Annotated in this window: 18 protein-coding genes; 12 read left to right on the top strand and 6 right to left on the bottom strand. The window is 69.7% G+C overall.

Annotation, left to right across the window (positions count from 1 at the left end; translation table 11 throughout):
- Positions 1-7: 7 nt before the first annotated feature.
- Together ACFVV0_RS06980 and ACFVV0_RS06975 are read left to right on the top strand one after the other, a co-directional pair.
- Complete coding sequence (locus ACFVV0_RS06980) at positions 8-1,531, top strand: aspartate ammonia-lyase (protein ID WP_387060238.1); 1,524 nt, start codon at positions 8-10, stop codon at positions 1,529-1,531.
- A gap of 104 nt (positions 1,532-1,635) precedes the next feature.
- On the top strand, positions 1,636-2,028 hold the full coding sequence (locus tag ACFVV0_RS06975; RefSeq protein ID WP_387060236.1) for a RidA family protein: 393 nt from the start codon (positions 1,636-1,638) through the stop codon (positions 2,026-2,028).
- A gap of 29 nt (positions 2,029-2,057) precedes the next feature.
- On the opposite strand, the gene ACFVV0_RS06970 is transcribed toward ACFVV0_RS06975, so the two are convergent.
- Positions 2,058-2,978 (bottom strand): alpha/beta fold hydrolase, encoded by a 921-nt coding sequence (locus ACFVV0_RS06970; protein ID WP_387060233.1) that lies wholly within the window; start codon positions 2,976-2,978, stop codon positions 2,058-2,060.
- 92 nt (positions 2,979-3,070) lie between these two features.
- Here ACFVV0_RS06970 and ACFVV0_RS06965 point away from each other — a divergent pair, with 92 nt between their 5' ends.
- Positions 3,071-3,946 (top strand): fumarylacetoacetate hydrolase family protein, encoded by an 876-nt coding sequence (locus ACFVV0_RS06965; protein ID WP_387060231.1) that lies wholly within the window; start codon positions 3,071-3,073, stop codon positions 3,944-3,946.
- Between the two features lie 15 nt (positions 3,947-3,961).
- Here the strand turns inward: ACFVV0_RS06965 and ACFVV0_RS06960 are convergent, their stop codons facing one another.
- Positions 3,962-4,726, bottom strand: a complete 765-nt coding sequence (locus ACFVV0_RS06960; protein ID WP_387060228.1) for a glycosyltransferase family 2 protein — start codon at positions 4,724-4,726, stop codon at positions 3,962-3,964.
- Positions 4,727-4,773: 47 nt separating this feature from the next.
- A complete protein-coding gene (locus ACFVV0_RS06955) occupies positions 4,774-6,270 on the bottom strand; it encodes an AlkA N-terminal domain-containing protein (RefSeq protein WP_387060225.1) in 1,497 nt (498 codons plus the stop codon).
- 133 nt (positions 6,271-6,403) lie between these two features.
- Between ACFVV0_RS06955 and ACFVV0_RS06950 the strand changes: the two genes are divergently transcribed.
- Entirely contained in the window at positions 6,404-7,795 is a 1,392-nt protein-coding gene (locus ACFVV0_RS06950) for an FAD-binding oxidoreductase (RefSeq protein ID WP_387060222.1), read from the top strand.
- A 14-nt stretch (positions 7,796-7,809) separates the two neighbouring features.
- On the opposite strand, the gene ACFVV0_RS06945 is transcribed toward ACFVV0_RS06950, so the two are convergent.
- Positions 7,810-9,315, bottom strand: coding sequence for a carboxylesterase/lipase family protein (locus ACFVV0_RS06945; RefSeq protein ID WP_387060219.1), 1,506 nt, complete (start codon positions 9,313-9,315; stop codon positions 7,810-7,812).
- A 310-nt stretch (positions 9,316-9,625) separates the two neighbouring features.
- Here ACFVV0_RS06945 and ACFVV0_RS06940 point away from each other — a divergent pair, with 310 nt between their 5' ends.
- Positions 9,626-10,000: an FKBP-type peptidyl-prolyl cis-trans isomerase gene (locus tag ACFVV0_RS06940; RefSeq protein ID WP_387060216.1), complete on the top strand. Its 375-nt coding sequence runs from the start codon at positions 9,626-9,628 to the stop codon at positions 9,998-10,000.
- A 67-nt stretch (positions 10,001-10,067) separates the two neighbouring features.
- Here ACFVV0_RS06940 and ACFVV0_RS06935 read toward each other — a convergent pair whose 3' ends face one another.
- Positions 10,068-10,505, bottom strand: a complete 438-nt coding sequence (locus tag ACFVV0_RS06935) for a carboxymuconolactone decarboxylase family protein (RefSeq protein WP_387060214.1) — start codon at positions 10,503-10,505, stop codon at positions 10,068-10,070.
- Between the two features lie 81 nt (positions 10,506-10,586).
- Between ACFVV0_RS06935 and ACFVV0_RS06930 the strand changes: the two genes are divergently transcribed.
- The 4 genes from ACFVV0_RS06930 (at position 10,587) to ACFVV0_RS06915 (ending at position 14,065) form a co-directional block, all read left to right on the top strand.
- The gene (locus tag ACFVV0_RS06930; RefSeq protein ID WP_387060211.1) at positions 10,587-12,059 is read left to right on the top strand and encodes a PLP-dependent aminotransferase family protein; all 1,473 of its coding nucleotides are present in this window, start codon (positions 10,587-10,589) and stop codon (positions 12,057-12,059) included.
- A gap of 47 nt (positions 12,060-12,106) precedes the next feature.
- Positions 12,107-12,880: a VOC family protein gene (locus ACFVV0_RS06925; RefSeq protein WP_387060209.1), complete on the top strand. Its 774-nt coding sequence runs from the start codon at positions 12,107-12,109 to the stop codon at positions 12,878-12,880.
- Between the two features lie 125 nt (positions 12,881-13,005).
- A complete protein-coding gene (gene rpsO / locus ACFVV0_RS06920; RefSeq protein WP_387060207.1) occupies positions 13,006-13,275 on the top strand; it encodes a 30S ribosomal protein S15 in 270 nt (89 codons plus the stop codon).
- Between the two features lie 112 nt (positions 13,276-13,387).
- Positions 13,388-14,065 (top strand): lysoplasmalogenase, encoded by a 678-nt coding sequence (locus ACFVV0_RS06915; protein ID WP_387060204.1) that lies wholly within the window; start codon positions 13,388-13,390, stop codon positions 14,063-14,065.
- A gap of 14 nt (positions 14,066-14,079) precedes the next feature.
- Here the strand turns inward: ACFVV0_RS06915 and ACFVV0_RS06910 are convergent, their stop codons facing one another.
- Entirely contained in the window at positions 14,080-15,264 is a 1,185-nt protein-coding gene (locus ACFVV0_RS06910) for a low temperature requirement protein A (protein WP_387060202.1), read from the bottom strand.
- Positions 15,265-15,310: 46 nt separating this feature from the next.
- Here ACFVV0_RS06910 and ACFVV0_RS06905 point away from each other — a divergent pair, with 46 nt between their 5' ends.
- The 3 genes from ACFVV0_RS06905 to ACFVV0_RS06895 are packed head-to-tail and all read left to right on the top strand — an operon-like array spanning position 15,311 to position 17,569.
- A complete protein-coding gene (locus ACFVV0_RS06905) occupies positions 15,311-15,760 on the top strand; it encodes a VanZ family protein (RefSeq protein ID WP_387060200.1) in 450 nt (149 codons plus the stop codon).
- A gap of 40 nt (positions 15,761-15,800) precedes the next feature.
- Entirely contained in the window at positions 15,801-16,943 is a 1,143-nt protein-coding gene (locus ACFVV0_RS06900) for an LLM class flavin-dependent oxidoreductase (protein WP_387060197.1), read from the top strand.
- Positions 16,943-17,569: an FMN reductase gene (locus tag ACFVV0_RS06895; protein WP_387060195.1), complete on the top strand. Its 627-nt coding sequence runs from the start codon at positions 16,943-16,945 to the stop codon at positions 17,567-17,569. The genes ACFVV0_RS06900 and ACFVV0_RS06895 overlap by 1 nt, the downstream gene beginning before the upstream one ends.
- Positions 17,570-17,668: the final 99 nt, after the last annotated feature.

Below are 17,668 nucleotides of genomic sequence, written 5' to 3'. Positions count from 1 at the left end.
CTCGACGATGGAAGAACCCAAGACCCGCCCGATTCCGGTCGTGGATGCCAGCGAGAACGTTTCGGACGTTCCCGCGCCCACACCCGACGGCGGGCCGGTCAGAACCGAGAGCGACTCGCTCGGAACGCGAGACATTCCCGCCCACGCATATTGGGGGGTCCACACCTCGAGGGCACTCGAGAACTTCCAGATCGCCAAGCGGCCGATCTCCGTCTATCCCGACCTCATCGTCGCCCTCGCCTGCGTGAAGCAGGCGGCCGCCCGCGCCAACCTCGAGATCGGGGTTCTGGATGCGCACAAGGCCGAACTCATCGACCGCGCCTGCCAGCTCATCATCGACGGCTCGTATCACGACCAGTTCGTGGTCGGCGTGATGCAGGGGGGTGCCGGAACCTCGACCAACATGAACGCGAACGAGGTCATCGCCAACGTCGCCCTCGAACTGGACGGCCACGACAAGGGCGACTACCAGTTCATCAGCCCGATCGACGACGTCAACCGCAGCCAGAGCACGAACGACACCTACCCCACGGCGATCAAGATCGCCCTGACCTTCGCGCTCTCGCACCTGCTCGACCAGCTCGCGCTGCTGCGCGACTCGTTCGCGGCGAAGGGCGAGGAGTTCCGTCACGTTCTCAAGGTCGGCCGCACGCAGCTCCAGGATGCGGTGCCCATGACGCTCGGCCAGGAGTTCCACGGGTTCGCGACAACACTCACCGAAGACCACGCCCGCCTCACGGAGACGAAGTGGCTGCTCGCCGAGATCAACCTGGGCGCAACCGCCATCGGAACGGGGATCACCGCCGACCCCGGATACGCCGCTGCCGCCGTGCGCCATCTGAACGCGATCACCGGGCTCAACCTCGAGACCGCTCCCGACCTCATCGAGTCGACCAGCGACGCCGGCGCGTTCATGTCGTTCTCCGGGTCGCTCAAGCGCAGTGCGATCAAGCTCTCCAAAATCTGCAACGACCTGCGTCTGCTCTCGAGCGGTCCGCAGGCGGGCTTCGGCGAGATCAACCTGCCGCCGCGCCAGGCGGGCTCCAGCATCATGCCCGGCAAGGTGAACCCGGTGATCCCGGAGGTCGTCAATCAGGTCGCCTTCTCGGTCGCCGGTGCCGACGTCACCGTGACGATGGCCGCGGAGGGCGGTCAGCTCCAACTGAACGCCTTCGAACCCGTCATCGCCCACTCCCTGCTGCAGAGCGTCACCTGGATGACCCAGGCCTTCCACACCCTCCGCGTCAACTGCGTCGACGGGATCACCGCCAACGAGGAGCGCCTCGGCGCCATGGTCGGCTCGTCGGTCGGGGTGATCACGGCACTCATGCCGCACATCGGCTACTCGGCGGCGGCGGCCCTCGCAAAGACGGCGCTGCTCACCGGAGCGAACGTGGCCGACATGGTCGTCGACGCCAAGCTGATGAGCCGCGAGGAGGTCACCAAGCTCCTGTCGCCCGCCCGCCTCAGCGGCATCGAGGTGATCACCAGCGCCGTCCCCATCGTGAAGGCGAACGACCTCACCGAGTGACCGGCGAGCGTGCCGCCTGTTCGACGGGACGCGAGCGCGGAGGGTGGTGCAGTGTCGGGGGCCGGCGCGATACTCGGGGGATATCCGACCGAAGGGATACCACCATGACCAGTCAGCCCACACCGGTCGACCCGCCGCAGCTGTATCAGAGCCCCGCCTTCGCTCAGGGCATGATCCTTCCCGCTGGGCCGACGCTCTACGTCGGCGGGCAGAACGGAACGGACAGTTCCGGCGCGCTGCTCGACGGACTCGGACCCCAGACGGAGCAGGCACTGCGCAACCTCCTCGCCGTGCTCGCCGAGGCCGGGAGCGGCCCCGAGCACGTCGCCAAACTGACGATCTATCTCGCCGCGGGAATCGACCCCACCGACGGCTACGCCGCGACCCAGTCGGTCTGGGGTGGCCGTCGCACCGCCGTCACGGTCCTCGCCGTCACGCCGGCGCGACCGGGCGCTCTCGTCGAGATCGACGCGGTGGCGATGATCCCCGAGCCCTGACGGCCGGGCGCGGATGGCCCGCGGTCTCCTCAGCGGCGCTGATCGGCGCGCTCGGCCCGGCGGAAGAGGGCGAGCATGTCGCGGGCGAGCTGGTGCGGCGCTGTCTCGCACGGGCTGTGGCCCGTCGTGTAGACGGCGAGGGTGGCGCGGAGGGCCTGGGCGTTCGCGGCGTGCAAGTGCGTCGGCCACAGGTCGTGGGTGCCGGTGGCCACCAGCACGGGCACCGCGCTCTGTGCGACGCGCTCGCGCACATCCGGAACCCGCTTCATCAGACCGACGATGTCGTCGACACTGGATCGGCGGGTCAGCGAGAACCGCGACTGCACGAAGGCGAGACGGCTCGCGGGCACCTTGTTCTTGTTCGTGACGATGCCCCAGATCATGAGACCCGCGCCCTGGTGGCCGTTCAGGAACCAGCTGAGCCAGCCGATGATGCGCACACCGCGGAATGCCTGGCCCGGCTCCGGCGGCGTCGTCAGCAGGGTGAGGCTGCGGAACAGCTCAGGATGCTCGGCCAGCGCCAGCTCGGAGAGCACCCCCGCGAACGAGTAGCCGAGCACGTGAGCCGGTTCGGCGGAACGCAGAAACGCCAGCACGTCCCCGACCAGGAGTTCGTAGGTGTAGTGACCGCCGGGAACGGGCCCGGCATCGGCCGATTCGTACTGCCCGGCGAGGTCGAAGCTCTGCACGAAATACCCGCCGGCGACGAGGATGGGCGCGAGCAGGTAGAAGTCCTCTTTCGAGCCCGTGACACCGGGGATGAGCACCACCCGGGGGTCGGACGGGTCGCCGAGCTCGACGACCGCGAGCTCGCCGCTGGGCGCGGGGAACCGCCAGAACCGTGCGCCGACAGGCGCGACGGACCAGTCGATGTCGGGAAGCCCGGCATCGAGACGTGCGGCTTCGTCGTCGCCTCCGGCGACTCCGGGCCGCCTTTCACCGATGGACACAGGACAACGCTAGCCGACACTCACGACCTTTGCAGGCACGGTGGGCGCGTCGCGATGCTCGAACAGTCGACCGTGGAAGATAGCCTTGACCGGTGAGATTCTCGCACCTCAGTTCCACAACAGACCCGACGCCGCGTCTGGCAGCGATCATCGGCGACGGCGCCCTCTTTCTCGACGAGGTGATGGACGGGGCGCCGCGCGATCTCCAGGAGCTCATCGAGCGGGGCGACGACGGTCTCGCGCACGTGCGTGCCGTGGTCGACAACGCGATCGCCCAGCACACCTCCCTGACGCCGGTGCGCGGGCTGCGTCACGCATCCGCGGTGCTGCGTCCCCCGCAGGTGATCGCGATCGGCGCCAACTATGCGGCACACGCATCCGAGCTCAAGCTGCGCAGCGAGAAGGCGGCGACCGTCTTCTCGCTCTGGCCCAACTCGCTCGCCGGCCACGAGGGGACCACGACCTGGCCGGAGGATCTCACCACCCAGGTCGACTACGAGGCCGAGCTCGGGGTGATCATCGGCAAGCCGGCCCGGGACGTGCAGGTGCGAGACGCCCTCGACCACGTCTGGGGCTACACCGTCGTGAACGACATCACCGCCCGCGACCTGCAGTTCTCGGAGGCGCAGTGGTCGCGCTGCAAGTCGTTCGACGGCTTCACGCCGAACGGCCCCGTCGTGGTCACGGCCGACGAGATCAGCGACCCTCAGGATCTGTGGCTCACGACGAACGTCGACGGCACGATCCTCCAGGATGCCTCGACGGCGGACATGGTGCGGTCCGTGGCCGAGATCATCGAGTTCCTCTCCCGCTCGGCGACGGTGCAGCCGGGCACTCTCATCTCCACGGGCAGCCCCGGTGGTGCCGGCTACTCCCGCACGCCCCCGGTGTTCCTGCGCGACCATTCCACCGTGACGGTGTCCATCGGGGGGATCGGATACCTCACCACGTACTGCCGCGTCACCTGAATCGCGGGCGGCCCCTCAGGCGACGGCGCCGGGGAGCTCCTGCGCGTGCTCCTCTTCCCAGCGGCGGCGTGCAGCACGCCGACGCCAGGGGGACTCCTCCGGCAGGTGCATCCGGAGCGTGGTGTACGCCCAGCCGAGCCGGCGTCCGAACCCGCGCCAGGTGGAGAACGGCCGTGCCGAGATCCCGACCGTGAGGCGTTCGTCGTAGCGCACGAGCTGGTCGGGGTCGAGGTGGATGGCGAGGTCGAGGTCGTCGTGGATCGCGCGCAGTCCGCGGTGCACGCGCCCGCGCATCCGGTCCCAGACCTCGCGGCGCATGGCGAAGTTCGAGCCGAAGATCGGGGGATGCCCGAGCCAGAGCTCCATCGACCAGAAGTAGCCGCCGATGTAGAGGGTCTGACCGAGCCCCGCGATGAGCGTGTTGCCGTCGTAGAAGATGCCCGGCCCGGTGAGCACGCTGATGTCGGGGGAGTCCACGAACTCCGCCTCGATGTGCAGCAGCCAGTCGACCGGCGGCCGCGAGTCGGCGTCGAGACGCGCGATGATCTCACCGCTCGCGGCGTCGTAGCCGGCCGAGGTCGCCGGCCAGATGCCGCGGGTGGGTTCGCCGATGACCCGGGCGCCGCCCGCCCGCGCGACGGCCGCGGTCTCGTCGGTGCTGCCGTTGTCGACGACGACGATCTCGTCGGCGGGGCGGAGCTGGGCGGCGAGATCGTCGAGGCAGCGCGCCAGCATCTCGGCATCGTTCAGGGCCGGGATGACTACGGTGATGGAGGGCACGTCGTCATCCCTCCTCACCGGTCCCACGGATTCGTCCGTCAGAAATCCTACGCCTGCGATGACCGCCAGAGATGCATTCCGGCGTAGCTGCGCCACGGCGCCCATCGCGCGCCGTACTCGGCGAGGCCGCGGGCTTCGCTCGGCAGCCCCAGCTTCGCTGCGCCCTGGCGGATGACGAGGTCGCTCGTGAGCAGGATGTCGGGACTGCCGAGCACCCGCATCGCGACATAGCCTGCGGTCCACGGTCCGATCCCGGGGAGTGCGAGGAGCCGCGCCTCCAGTTCTTCCCGCGACTCGCCGACGTCGATCACGAGTTCGCCGGTCGCCAGGGCCCGCGCGGTGTCGACGATCGCGTCGATGCGCTTCGCCGGACCGCGGAGGACCTCGCGCCCGTGCTCGGCGATCTGTCTCGCGGTCGGGAAGAGCCTCGTGAAGCCGCCGAGGTCGACCGGCTCGCCCAGCGCATCCGTCAGCCGGGCGAGCGCCGTTCGGGCTGCTGGCACCGAGACCTGCTGCCCGATCAGGGCCCGGAACAGGATCTCCTCGGCGTCGACGGCACCGGGAACACGACGGCCCGGCGCCGCGGCGACGCTCGGCGCGAGGGCGGGATCGGAGGCGAGTGCCTCATCGATGGCCTGCGCATCCGCATCCAGATCGAGGAGCCGGCGGATGCGCGCCACCAGCGGCGCGAGGTCGGCGACGTCGGAGAGGGTGGCCTCGCAGACGACGTGCGGTGACGCATCCGTGCCGCCCAGGCTCAGACTCACCACCGCCGGACCGTTCGGCAGCGCGAGTGCGCGAGCGTATGCGCCGTCTCCGCCGACCTCGACCCCGGTGACGGCGCGCGCAGCGAGGAAGCCGAGGACGGCGGCTCCGTCGAACGGCGCCCGCGCGGGCAGACGCAGGGTGAGGGATGCGGCACGCGACGCGCCGGGATGCGAGCGCACCGCAGGCCGCCCCTTGGCAGCCGCACGGATGTCGCCCGGTGTCGTGCGGTAGATGTCGGCCATGGTCTCGTTGAACTGGCGCACGCTGGTGAAGCCGGCCGCGAATGCGACATCCGTGATCGACAGCTCCGTGCCGGCGAGGAGGAGGCGGGCGGTCTGAGCCCGGTGGGCCCTGGCGAGGGCGAGCGGGCCGGCCCCGAGCTCGGCGACGAGCACGCGGCCGAGGTGGCGCGGCGTGTAGCCGAGCCGGTGTGCGAGTCCGGGCACGCCCTCGCGCTCCACGGTGCCGTCGGCGATGAGGCGCATCGCCCGAGCGGCGAGGTCGTCGCGCACGTTCCACTCGGGGGAGCCGGGAACCGCATCCGGGAGGCAGCGTTTGCAGGCGCGCAGCCCGGCCTCGTGGGCGGCGGCCGCGGTGAGGTAGAAGGTGACGTTGGTGGGTTTGGGGGAGACGGCGGGGCAGCTGGGGCGGCAGTAGATGCCGGTCGAGTGCACGCCGGTGATGAACTGGCCGTCGAAGCGAGCGTCGCGCGCACTCATGGCACGGTAGCGTTCGGCGAAGACCGGGTCGGCGAGCTTGTCGGTTTCTGGGGCCATGCAACAAGCCTGACACTGCGCACCGACATTCGTTAGCGGAATTCGGACATCACCCGCGGTGCAGACGGGCGACGCGCGACGGGATGCGCCGCCGATTCGGCCGGACGCCCCGGACATCCGTAAGGTGAACGACATGGACGTTCTCGACTGGCTAGCGGCCGCCCTCGGCGAAGAGGCGGTCGCCGCCGGAGTTCTCAGTGTCGACGAGGCCGATCTTGAGGCCGCCCGCACCGACAAGTCGGGTTGGGTCGCCGAGGGCCGCCCTCTGGCCGTGGTGAAGGCAACGACCGTCGCGCACGTGCAGGCCGCTGTGCAGGCCGCCAGCGAGTTCCGGGTGCCGGTGGTCCCGCGCGGAGCGGGGACCGGCCTCGCCGGGGGAGCGAACGGCACCGACGGGGCGATCGTGATCAGCGTCGCAGGCATGAACCGCATCCTCGAGATCTCGGTCGAAGACGAGCTCGCGGTCGTCGAGCCCGGCGTCATCAACGCCGACCTCAACGCCGCCCTCGAGCCGTTCGGCCTCTGGTTCGCGCCGGATCCCGCCAGCAAGGCCATCTCGACGGTCGGCGGCAACATCGCGACCAACGCCGGTGGGCTGCTCTGCGCGAAATACGGCGTGACCCGGGAGGCGGTCCTCGCGCTGGACGTCGTGCTCGCCGACGGCCGCCTGATCAGGACCGGCCACCGCACCGTGAAGGGCGTCACCGGGTTCGATCTGACCGCGTTGTTCGTCGGCTCGGAAGGGACGCTCGGCGTCATCGTCGGCGCGACCGTGCGCGTCCTCCCCGTCCCACCCGGCTCGGCGACGACGATCGGCGCCCCGTTCCCGGATGTGCGGACCGCGGCGGCAGCGGCGGCGCGCGTCACAGCATCCCGCCTCCGCCCGGCCGTCATGGAGCTGCTCGACGGCCCATCGCTGGAGCGCATCGCCGCCTACCTCGGCGAGCAGACCATCGCCGCCGCATTCGGCGCCACCGGGGGCGGGAGCTACCTGCTCGTCCAGTTCGACGGCCTCAACTCGGCGACGGACGCCGCTGCCGCCGCGGAGCTCGTCCGCGAGTCAGGCGGGACCGTCCGCGTCTCCGCCGACGCCGAGGAGGGCGAGCGGTTACTGGCGATCCGGCGGGCATTCCACCCCGCGCTCGAAGCGACCGGTGAAGTGCTGATCGAGGATGTGTCGGTGCCCCGTTCGAGGATGCCCGAGATGTTCGCGGCGATCGAGCGCATCAGCGAGCGCTACGGCATCCCGATCCCCACCGTCGCTCACGCCGGCGACGGCAACCTGCACCCGAACTTCGTGTACGCGGGCACGGAGGTTCCTCCCGAGGTCTGGGATGCGGCCAACGACCTCTTCCGCACGGCCATCGAACTCGGCGGCACCCTGACCGGCGAGCACGGCGTCGGCGTGCTCAAGCGCCGCTGGCTGGCCGACGAGCTCGGCCCCGACTCCTACGACCTCCAAGTCAAGCTCAAGTCGGTCTTCGACCCGCTCGGCATCCTCAACCCCGGCAAAGTCTTCGGCTGAGGCCCCGAGCGCGGTCAGGCCGACGTGCGCGCGACCGGGAGGAGCGCGGCCACGTCGGTGTAGCCGTCGGTCTCGGTGTGCGTCGGGACGTCGAACACCCGCGTGCTCCGGGTGGCCTCGTCGAACGGAGTCCAGCCCGGGTCGCCGGTGCTGACGAACGCCACCGCGGAACCGTGCACCTCGTCGGCGAGCTCCTGCGGCGGGTTCGGTCCGGCGAGGTACGCCACGCGCTCGGCGGCCAGGCAGTCGAAGAAGAATGGGACGTCGAGGCAGTGGCAGGAGTTGCCGATGGTCGGCGACGGCCACGCGAAGCGGTACAGCCAGGTCGGCGCGCCGCTGCGTGCGCGCTCTGCGGCGAGCGTGATGGCCGTGACCCGGAACATCCGGTCGGTCACGTATTGCCCGATCAGGTCGGCGGTGCCGCGCGACGGATGCGCGTCGATGTACGCGGCGACCGTCGCCTCCGGCAGGCCGAACGCCGAAAGGATCGCCGCCGCCGGAACCGCGGAGAGCGCCTCGGCCTGCGGGGCGAGGGCCATGACGAATTCGTTGTCGGTGGCGCCGAGCACGAGCTCCTTGTCGGCCCCCACTCCTCGGGACAGAGCGGCCGAGACGGACTCGGGCAGCACCTCGCCGTCGACGACGGGGCCCCAGGAGAGACCGCCCGTGGCGAACCGGACGAGAGGAGCCAGCGGATCGCCGGACTCGCCGGACTGGTCGGCCTCGACGGTGGGAGATGCGACCCGCCCCTGCAGCTCGAGAACGGTCCGCTCGTCGAGCGAGCCGAGACCGGAACGGGTGGGCGCCACGCCGCCGAGGGCAGCGAGCTCGCGGCCGAGCTTCTCCGCCTCATCGAGCGGCAGGTCGCTCGTGGCCCCCGACAGGCTGATCGCCCGGTGGAAGAGGGATGCGGCGGCAGGCACCGCGAGCAGGGAGAGCACGGCGCCGCCTCCCGCCGACTGCCCGGCGACGGTCACCCGCGCCGGGTCGCCGCCGAACGCGGCGATGTTGTCGCGCACCCATTCGAGCCCGAGCACCCAGTCGCGCACGCCGCGGTTGTGGGGCGCATCCTCGATCCAGCCGAATCCGTCGAAGCCCAGCCGGTAGGAGAGCGACACGGTGACGATCCCGTCGCGGTTGAAAGCGGCGCCGTCATACCAAGGGCTTGCGGGGGAGCCCGCGACGAACCCACCGCCGTGGATGTACACGAGCACCGGGAGCAGTGCATCCGGATCGCCGGCATCGGGGAGGGAGGGGGTGAACACGTTGACGTTGAGGGTCGAGTCGCCGGGGATCGACGGCTCGGGGATGAGCGTGATCTCTGCGAGCGTCTCGCGCTGTGCCGTGGCGCCGTACGCGGTCGCGTCGAGTGTGCCGGTCCAGGGCGCATGCGGCACCGGGGCGGCGAACCGCAACTCGCCGACGGGAGGTTCGGCGAAAGGGATGCCGAGGAAGGCGATCGATCCGTCGCGCTGCAGTCCGCGGACGCGGCCCGCTGTGGTGGTGACTTCGGGGGACACGGCACTCCTCATCGTCGAGTCGGTTGCGGCCCTCACGGAGCCGCGCGACAAAACCTACTGTTACTAGGTATCGAGTATGAGCGACGGACGCGGGGAACTCAATCCCCGGAGAACGGCCGTTAACAGACTCATCGTCCGGTGGTGCGGCGATGCCTGCGACTCTCCCGGACGACGAGTTGATCTGTTGATCTACCTCCAGGGTGCCGCGCTTCTCCGAGGAGCGCAAGAGCGAATTTCGGACAGCCCGGCGGGTCACGCGCTCAGCGAACGCCCTTTGACGCGTCACCCGAGACCCGGTTGGATGGATCCCATGTCAGAAAACACCAACCAGAAGCCCGAAGTCGACGCGCCCGAGGGGCCCGCCCCCGAGCAGCTCGAGATCGTCGACATCGTCGAGGGATCCGGCGACGCGGCGACCGCAGGCTCCAAGGTCGACGTGCACTACCTCGGCGTGGAGTACGAGACCGGCGAAGAGTTCGACTCGTCGTGGAGCCGTGGGCAGTCCATCAACTTCCCGCTGAACAACCTCATCAAGGGCTGGCAGGAGGGCATCCCCGGCATGAAGGTCGGCGGCCGTCGCAAGCTGACCGTCCCGCCCGCGCTCGCCTACGGTCCCGCCGGTGGCGGGCACCCCCTGTCGGGCAAGACCCTCATCTTCGTGATCGATCTCCTCGGCGTGAGCTGATCCGGTTCCGAGGCCCGAACAGGAGAATGCTCCTCCAGCGTTGCTGGGGGAGCATTCTCTCTGTGTGTCAGAGCGCCGGTGGACGCAGGTGGGTGGGGATCGCGATGCGGTTCCAGATGTTGATGAGGCCGATCGCCAGGATGAGGTCGGCGAGACCGGCTTCGCCGAACTCGGCGAGGGCGCGGGCGTAGAGGTCGTCGGAGACGCCGCCCTGGATCAGCGTGACGGCCTCCGTCAGTTCGAGCGCCACGCGCTCGCGGGGCGTGAACCACTCCGACTCGCGCCAGGTGATCACGGAGAAGGTCTTGCGCAGCGGGACGCCCGACGCCTGCAGGTCGACCGAGTGCATGTCGACGCAGAAGGTGCATCCGTTGAGCTGGGATGCGCGGAGCTTGATGAAGTTGCCGAGCGGCTCCTCGATCTGCCGGCCGATGTAGCCGTCGAGGTTGATGACCTTTCGGTAGCCTTCGGGAGCCAGGGAGGCGATGTCGATTCGTTCTGTCATGTCTTCGAGCGTAGAAGTGTCATTGGACGGTTGTAAGATCCAATTCGCACGGTTCTCACCAGACCATTCCGGGAGGCGCGAGTGGACGTCCACGTACAGATCGAAGGCCGCGGCGACCGCGCCGACCGCATCTACCGCCAGCTGCGCGACGCCATCCGGGACGGACGCCTGCGACACGGCGAACGCCTGCCGGCGACGCGCGACCTCGCCGCCCAGCTGTCGGTCTCGCGCACCACGGTCACCGTCGCCTACGAGCGGCTGACCGCCGAGGGCTATCTCGCATCGAGGGTCGGCTCCGGCACGTTCGTCGTCGCGCCTCCCGCCTCCGGCGCCGGTCGCGCCGGTCGCACGAGCAGCGTCCGGGACGCGCGCACAGCGGCCAGACCCACCGCGCGCTGGCGCGAGCTCCACGATCCGCTCTGGGCGGAGCCCGTTCCCATCGCCTACGACTTCAGCGTCGGCTCGCCCGATCCCGGTCTGTTCCCGCTCGAGCAGTGGCGGCGGCTGGTCGCCGCCGAACTGCGGGGCGGCATCCGGCGTTCGGGTCACTACTACCAGGACCCGGCGGGCCTCGAGCACCTGCGCCGGGCACTGGCCAGGCATCTCGGGGTCGCGCGGTCGGTGGATGCGGTGGCCGACGACATCCTGATCACCAGCGGCGCGCAGCAGGCGTTCGACCTGATCGGGCGCGTGCTCCTCGAGCCCGGCGACGTCGTGGCCGTCGAAGACCCGGGGTACCCGCCCGTTCGCCAGCTCTTCGAGTCGATGGGCGCCCGGATCGTCCCGGTGCCGGTGGACGAGCAGGGCATCCGGGTCGATGCGCTGCCGTCTCGCGCGGCGCTGATCTACACGACCCCGTCGCACCAGTTCCCGCTCGGCAGCGTTCTGTCGCTGGAGCGCCGTGCGGCCCTGCTCGCCTGGGCTTCGGCCCACGACGCGGTGATCATCGAAGACGACTACGACAGCGAGTTCCGGTTCGCCGACCGTCCGCTCGATCCGCTGCAGAGCCTCGATCGCGAGGGACGTGTCGTCTACGTCGGCACCTTCTCGAAGACGATGCTGCCGACGCTCCGGCTCGGCTTCCTCGTCTCGCCGCCCTCGCTGATGCCCGCATTGCGCGCCGCGAAACGGCTGACCGATTGGCACAACGACGGCGTCACCCAGTCGGCCATGGCCCGTTTCGTCGACACGGGCGGGTTCGCCCGGCACGTGCGCAGTGCCACGAAGGTGTACGGCGGCCGTCAGCAGCAGATCGTGGAGCACGTGGATGCGCTCCTCGGCGACCGCCTGAGGATCGTGCCGTCGGTCGCCGGCCTCCATCTCTGCCTGGTGCCGATCGACCCGACGGAGCCCTTCGACGCAGACCGGGTCTCCGCGGACGCTGCAGCGTCGGGTGTCGCGGTGCAGTCGCTCAGCCGGTTCATCGCGGGGGCGCGGACTCAGAGCGGACTGCTCCTGGGGTTCGGCGCCATCGCGCCGGAGGACGTGCCCGACGGTCTTCGATTGCTGGCGCGCGCGGTCGCGCGCTCCGCTCATCCGCAGCCCGCTCCGTGACCGATTTTCCGCTCGCGTGCCGTGCGGCCCCGGCGTATGGTGTGGCCATGCCGATCACCGACTCGTTTCCGCAGGGCACACCGATCTGGGTCGACCTCCAGAGCACGGACCAGGCCGGCGCCGCAGCGTTCTACCGACAGCTGTTCGAGTGGGACGTACCGCCGGCATCACCCGAGACCGGCGGGTACTCCGTCGCCATGATGCGGGGTGTCCCGGTGACCGCGATCGGCCCGCTGCCCGATTCCTTCGGTGAGAACGGCCGCTCGGTCTGGACCACCTACTTCGCGGTCGACGACATCGCCGCCTCGACCGCCGCAGCGACCGCCGGGGGCGGAAACGTGCTCCTCCCGCCCGGTGAGCTCGCACCCGGTGTGCAGCTCGCCATCGTCGCCGATCCGCTCGGCGCGGTCTTCGGCCTCTGGCAGAAGGAGAAGGACTCGCCCTGGTTGCGCGAGGAGCCGGGCGCCGTCGACTGGCTCGAACTCGTCGAGGCGGGATGCGAGAACTCCTTCGACTTCTACGAGAACGTCCTCGGCGTCGGCACCAGCCAGATGCCGATGGGCGACGGCGTCTACTCTCTCTTCGACGTCGGGGAGACCAGCGTGGCCGGCGCGATCGAGCCCGCGGCCGACATCCCTCCCCACTGGCTCGTCTACCTGAACGTGGCCGATCTGGACGCGGCCGTCGTGCGCCTCACAGAACTCGGCGGCGCGGTTCGCGGCGAGCGTGCGTCCGCCCCGGGCGTCGGCCGGTGGGTGAGCGTCGTCGACCCGTTCGGGGGCGCGTTCGCGCTGCTCGAACCGGAGCCCGAGGCCGCATGAGCGCGGGGCCGGGGCCGGGACGGGTCTGGTAAGCTTTCCAGGTTGCCGTTTGAACGGCCGCGGATAAAGAGAGCCCAGGCATACGGCCCAGGGCACCGCGCAACGAGAGAAAGGGGATCCCCTCTATGGCACTTGATGCAGACGTCAAGAAGGCGATCATCGAAGAGTACGCGACCCACCCCGGTGACACCGGATCCCCCGAGGTCCAGGTTGCAATCCTGACCAAGCGGATCAAGGACCTCACCGAGCACCTCAAGGAGCACAAGCACGACCACCACTCGCGTCGTGGCCTGCTCCTCCTGGTCGGCCAGCGTCGCCGCCTCCTCGGCTACCTGTCGGACATCGACATCAACCGGTACCGCTCGCTCATCGAGCGTCTCGGCCTGCGTCGATAACGTCGGGAGCCTGCGCGGCAGCTCTTCCCTGACACCGCGAGCTTCTTGCGAACGGGCCGTCACCTGCGGGTGGCGGCCCGTTTTCGTGTGAGCGGGCTCTAGAGTCTTCCCTGTGGCACTCCCGTTCCTGCCGTACACCGTCGTCGGCATCCTGCACCTGCTCGCCCTCTTCTTCGGCTCCGAGGCGGTGAGCACGATCACCAAGCCGCTGCTGATGCCGGCCCTGCTGCTCGCCCTGCTCTGGGCTCTGCCGCGGCGGCGTGGGGAGGTCGCACTGCTGGGATCGCTCGCCATCGTCTCGGGCTGGCTCGGCGACCTCTCGCTGATGGATGCCGGGATCGGCTTCCTGATCGGCCTCGCGTTCTTCCTGCTCGGCCACCTCGCCTACCTGGTGCTCTTCTGGCGGCGGATGCGCATCCGGCGACGTCCCCAATGGTGGGCGGCGATTTACCTGGTCTGGTGGGTCGCCCTCATCGGCATCCTCGCGCCGCACGCCGGCCCGCTGCTCGCCCCGCTCGCCGTCTACGGCCTGGTGCTCGGCGCCCTCGCTGTCTCCGGGTCAGCCTGCAACCGCTGGATCGCGATCGGCTCGGCCTCGTTCCTCGTCTCCGATTCGCTGCTCGGATTCGACCGCTTCCTCCCCGGTTTCGCGCTCTGGCAGGTCGACTTCCTGATCATGCTCACCTATCTGGCGGGCCAGGGGCTCATGGTCTGGGGGATCGTGCGGCACGTGAGGTCGGCATCCAGCACCGCCGAGCTGCCGCGTTTCGCCGTCCCCGGCGTGCGCTGACACAGGATCAGGGGTCAGGCGGCCGCCCGGGATGCACGCACCGCCAGGTCGATGAGCGTTGCGGCCACGAGCGCAGCCGTGACCAGCGCGATCCCGATGATCACTCCGCCCAGCCCGATGAGCCCGGCCGCCAGCGGCAGCAGCAGCACGAGGACGACTGCGATCACGGTCTTGACCGGCTGGATGACCACCTCCGGCACGAGCGGAGCGTGCAGCACCCAGAGCAGCACCAGGAACAACGCGACCGGGATCGCGACGGAGTAGCCGATCCCCGCCGCCGTGACCTCCGCGTGCGCCGTGCCGCGCTGCACCGCCACCTCGAGCCCGGCCCCGATCGCAGCGAGCGAGCCGAACACGAAATAGTGGCCGTATCCCCAGTAGAAGGAGCGGTTGCGCCGCTTGGTGAGCCCCGCCGCCGCCGGTTCGAGGAAGTAGAGCCACCACAGCGCGAAGAGCAGCACGAGCCCTGCCGCCGCGATGACCACCAGCTCGCCGCTGAAGCCGTCGTTCGCGAGCGCGCCTTGCACACCGATCGTCGCTGCGGAGACGGACTCCCCGAGCACGATGATCGTGAACAGGCCGTAGCGCTCGGCGATGTGGTGTGCGTGCCACGTGGTCATGCCCGTTCGTTCGGCCCAGAGGGGCACGGAGAGGTCGAGCAGTGCGAGAACGATGAAGGTCCACCCGCCCCACTCGGCGGGGAGCGCCAGCCGGCTCACCCAGCCGACCTGCACGACCGAGATGCCGACCGCATACCGGATCGCGGTCGTCCGGCCCTCAGGATGCTCGATCGCCGCCCGGATCCACTGGCTCACCAACCCGACACGCATGATCAGGTAGCCGATGACGATCGCCGTGAAGTTCTGATCCTCGAATGCGGAGGGCACCCCGGCGGCCAGCACGAGCACGCCGCCCATCTGCACCATGGTCGTCAGCCGGTACGGCACGTCGTCGGTGTCGTAGGCCGACGCGAACCAGGTGAAGTTCATCCACGCCCACCAGATCGCGAAGAAGACCATCAGATAGGGGCCGAGCGCATCGAGCGCGTGGCCTTCCTCGGTCTGGTGGGCGAGCTGGGCCGAAACCTGGGCGATCGCGACGACGAAGGTGAGGTCGAACAACAGCTCCAACGGACTGGAGACACGATGCGATTCGTCGATGGCGCGGCCGGTCATGCGGATGCGGAAGCCGGAGGTCATATGACATTGTTATCGACTCGCGGCCAGGTTGCGCCACGATGAGGGGATGACCCGCCGCCATCCCGTTCTCAGCGTCCTCACGCTGGTGTACGTGCTGTGCGTCGGCTGGCTCACTCTCGGCCCTCAGCCGGCGGATGCGGGACCGGATGGGTTCGTGCGTCAGCTGCTCGCCGTGCTCCGGCGGAGCGCCCTGCTGTCCTGGCTGACCTACGACGGCGTCGAGTTCACCGCGAATGTCGTGTTGTTCATCCCGATGGGCGTGATGTTCTCCCTGCTCTTCGGTCTACGGCGGTGGTGGCTCGCGTTGGCCGTCGGAGTCGCGGCGACCTGCCTGATCGAGGGCGCGCAGCTGTTCATCCCGACCAGGGTGAGCGACGTGCGGGACCTCATCGCCAACACGCTCGGAACGCTGCTCGGCATCGCCCTCGTGGCCGCGTTCTCCCTGGCGAGACGCCCGATCCCGAACCGGGAATACTCCGGACCCGATCCCCGTTGAAGCGGATATCCATGCAAACGCATTGAATTGGAGCAGTCACATGCAGTTCGGTATCTTCAGCGTCGGCGACATCACCACCGACCCCACCACCGGTCAGACCCCGACCGACGCGTCGCGGTTGCAGGATGTCCTGACCATCGCGCAGCACGCCGAGGAGGTCGGACTGGACGTGTTCGCAATGGGCGAGCACCACAACCCGCCGTTCTTCCCATCGAGCCCCGTCGCGATCAACAGCTACCTCGCGGCCAAGACCAACCGCATCATCCTGTCCACCGCCACGACGCTCATCACGACCAACGACCCCGTGCGCATCGCCGAGGAGTACTCGATGCTGCAGCACCTGTCGGGCGGCCGCATGGACCTCACGCTCGGGCGCGGGAACACCGGCCCGGTGTACCCGTGGTTCGGCGAGGACATCCGACAGGGCATCCCGCTGGCGATCGAGAAGTACGCGCTCCTGCGCAAGCTGTGGCGTGAGGACTTCGTCGACTGGGAGGGCAAATTCCGCACACCGCTGCAGGGCTTCCAGTCCACGCCGCGCCCCCTCGACGACGTTCCTCCGTTCGTCTGGCACGGCAGCATCCGGAGCCCCGAGATCGCGGAGCAGGCGGCGTTCTACGGCGACGGCTTCTTCGCCAACCACATCTTCTGGCCGGCGTCGCACACCCAGCAGATGATCGCGCTGTACCGTCAGCGGTTCGAGCACTACGGTCACGGCACCGCCGCGCAGGCGATCGTCGGCCTCGGCGGTCAGGTGTTCATGCGGAAGAACTCGCAGGACGCCGTCAGCGAGTTCCGGCCGTACTTCGACAATGCCCCGGTCTACGGACACGGTCCGTCGCTCGAGGAGTTCACGTCGCAGACCCCGCTCACCGTCGGGAGCCCGCAGGAGGTCATCGACCGCACGCTCGGCTTCCGCGACTACGTCGGCGACTACCAGCGCCAGCTCTGGCTGATGGACCACGCGGGCCTTCCGCTGAAGACCGTACTCGAGCAGCTGGACATCCTCGGTTCCGAGGTCGTGCCCGTGCTCCGCAAGGAGTTCGACGCGCTGCGTCCCGCCGGGGTTTCGGATGGGCCCACCCACGCCGCCCTGGTGGCGGAGCGCGACGCGGCCGAGCTGGCTGCAGCCGTCGAGCCCGCATCCGTGGAGTCCGCCGCTGTCGCCTCGGAGGTGAAGTGATGACCGCACGAAAGATCGCCGTCGTCTCCGGCGGCCTCAGCCAGCCGTCGTCGACCAGGCTCCTGGCCGACCGGCTCGCCGAAGCGACGGTGCGCCGGCTCACCGAGCAGGGGATCGAGACCGACGTGACGGTCGTCGAGCTCCGTGACGTCGCTCGCGACGTCACGAACAACCTCCTGGCCGGCTTCCCGAGCCCCGCTCTGGCCGACGTGATCGAGACCGTGACCGGGGCCGACGGCCTCATCGCGGTCAGCCCGATCTTCACCACGAGCTACAGCGGGCTGTTCAAGTCGTTCTTCGATGTGATCGACCCCACCGCGCTCGACGGGATGCCCGTGCTGCTGGGTGCGACCGGCGGCACCGAGCGCCACTCCCTGGCCCTCGAATACGCCATGCGACCCATGTTCACCTACCTCCACGGCGTCGTCGTTCCGACTTCGGTCTACGCGGCCTCGGCCGACTGGGGGAGCGGCGCCGACACGGTCAAGGCTCTGCCCGACCGCATCGACCGCGCTGCGGGGGAGTTCGCGGCGCTGGTCGCGGCCTCCGACCGCAGCTCGCGCGTCAAGGACCCGTTCGCGCTCGAGGGCGACTTCGCCTCGATCGGCGGATTCCAGGCCGAGTAGCCGCTGCGGTCCACCGAGTCGCGGGGGGGGGGGGGGGGGGGGGCGGGGGGGGGGGGGGGGGGCGGGGGGGGGGGGGCGGGGGGGGGGGGGGGGCTGGGC

It is taken from the genome of Leifsonia sp. NPDC058230 (assembly GCF_042882245.1).
GTDB lineage: Bacteria > Actinomycetota > Actinomycetes > Actinomycetales > Microbacteriaceae > Leifsonia.
The sequence above is the reverse complement of the archived record's forward strand: the minus strand, read 5'-3'. Positions and strand labels throughout refer to the sequence as shown.

Bases quoted from the DNA above. Each gene is read 5' to 3' on its own strand.
- ACFVV0_RS06895 (WP_387060195.1), top strand. From the start codon at position 16,943: ATGACCGCACGAAAGATCGCCGTCGTCTCCGGCGGCCTCAGCCAGCCG.
- ACFVV0_RS06955 (WP_387060225.1), bottom strand. From the start codon at position 6,270: ATGGCCCCAGAAACCGACAAGCTCGCCGACCCGGTCTTCGCCGAACGC.
- ACFVV0_RS06975 (WP_387060236.1), top strand. From the start codon at position 1,636: ATGACCAGTCAGCCCACACCGGTCGACCCGCCGCAGCTGTATCAGAGC.
- ACFVV0_RS06935 (WP_387060214.1), bottom strand. From the start codon at position 10,505: ATGACAGAACGAATCGACATCGCCTCCCTGGCTCCCGAAGGCTACCGA.
- ACFVV0_RS06940 (WP_387060216.1), top strand. From the start codon at position 9,626: ATGTCAGAAAACACCAACCAGAAGCCCGAAGTCGACGCGCCCGAGGGG.
- ACFVV0_RS06925 (WP_387060209.1), top strand. From the start codon at position 12,107: ATGCCGATCACCGACTCGTTTCCGCAGGGCACACCGATCTGGGTCGAC.
- ACFVV0_RS06905 (WP_387060200.1), top strand. From the start codon at position 15,311: ATGACCCGCCGCCATCCCGTTCTCAGCGTCCTCACGCTGGTGTACGTG.
- ACFVV0_RS06900 (WP_387060197.1), top strand. From the start codon at position 15,801: ATGCAGTTCGGTATCTTCAGCGTCGGCGACATCACCACCGACCCCACC.
- ACFVV0_RS06950 (WP_387060222.1), top strand. From the start codon at position 6,404: ATGGACGTTCTCGACTGGCTAGCGGCCGCCCTCGGCGAAGAGGCGGTC.
- rpsO (WP_387060207.1), top strand. From the start codon at position 13,006: ATGGCACTTGATGCAGACGTCAAGAAGGCGATCATCGAAGAGTACGCG.
- ACFVV0_RS06980 (WP_387060238.1), top strand. From the start codon at position 8: ATGGAAGAACCCAAGACCCGCCCGATTCCGGTCGTGGATGCCAGCGAG.
- ACFVV0_RS06910 (WP_387060202.1), bottom strand. From the start codon at position 15,264: ATGACCTCCGGCTTCCGCATCCGCATGACCGGCCGCGCCATCGACGAA.